The 978-nt window shown below is 44.7% G+C and carries 1 protein-coding gene; it reads left to right on the top strand.

What is annotated here, in order from left to right:
- A partial coding sequence (locus tag AC6UD8_RS07005; RefSeq protein WP_500723598.1) for a mucin-binding protein occupies nt 1-978 on the top strand: 978 nt, incomplete at both ends.

Raw genomic sequence — 978 nt, 5'->3', positions numbered from 1 at the left:
GATGTTCCATACGAAACGCAACCAGACGATCCTACTAAAGCACAACAACCTCAATTACCTAATATTCCTGGCATGATTCCAATGGATCCCCATGATCCAAGTCAACCATTAAAACCAGGTCCAGATGGGACTTATCCATACCCAATTACGGATCCCGGTTCAGATACCAAGGTCCCTTATGGTCCCGCTACTAGTCAAGTGACTGATAATAGTGGTAAGGGAACCATTACCGTTCACTATCAGGATGCTAACGGCAACACCGTTTCACCAGATAAGCAAGTCAGCGTTCCGTTCACAAGAACCGGGACTAGAGATAATGAGACTGGTAACATTACTTGGGGCGACTGGGAACCAGTTGGCAATGCTAACCAAGTAATCACTTCACCAACCGTTCCTAATATGACTCCTAATCAGCCAACGGTTACTGGTCATGCCACGGAAGGTAAAGATGATGTGCATACCGTTATCTACAGTGATACCCTAACAACAGTAACTGATAATAGTGGTAAAGGAACCGTGACCGTTCACTATGTTGATGTTAACGGCAAGACCATGGCAAAGGACCAGGTTGTTACCGTTCCATTTACTAGAACGGGGACTAAGAACGAAAAGACTGGTTCAATTACTTGGGGTGACTGGAAGCCAGCCGATAACGCTAACCCAGTCATTAATTCTCCCAAAATTACTGGTTACACACCAAGTCAAGCTAGTGTAACGGGCGATGCTGCTGAAGGAAAAGACGATGTTCATACCGTTGTCTACACTGCCAATGAAGAACAAGCTCATGTTGAATACATTGACCAAGATAATGGCAATAAAGTTCTAGTAACTGATAACTTAAACGGCAAGTTCGGTAGTCAATCTGATTACAGCACTGCGGATCGAATTGCTAGTTACGAAGCTCAAGGCTACGAGTTGGTATCCGACGGATACCCAAGTGGTTACAAGTTTGGCGACAATAATCCCACCTTCCAAGTT

The organism is Fructilactobacillus sp. X1R3C1, assembly GCF_059901545.1.
This window is presented reverse-complemented; position numbering and strand designations above follow the sequence as displayed.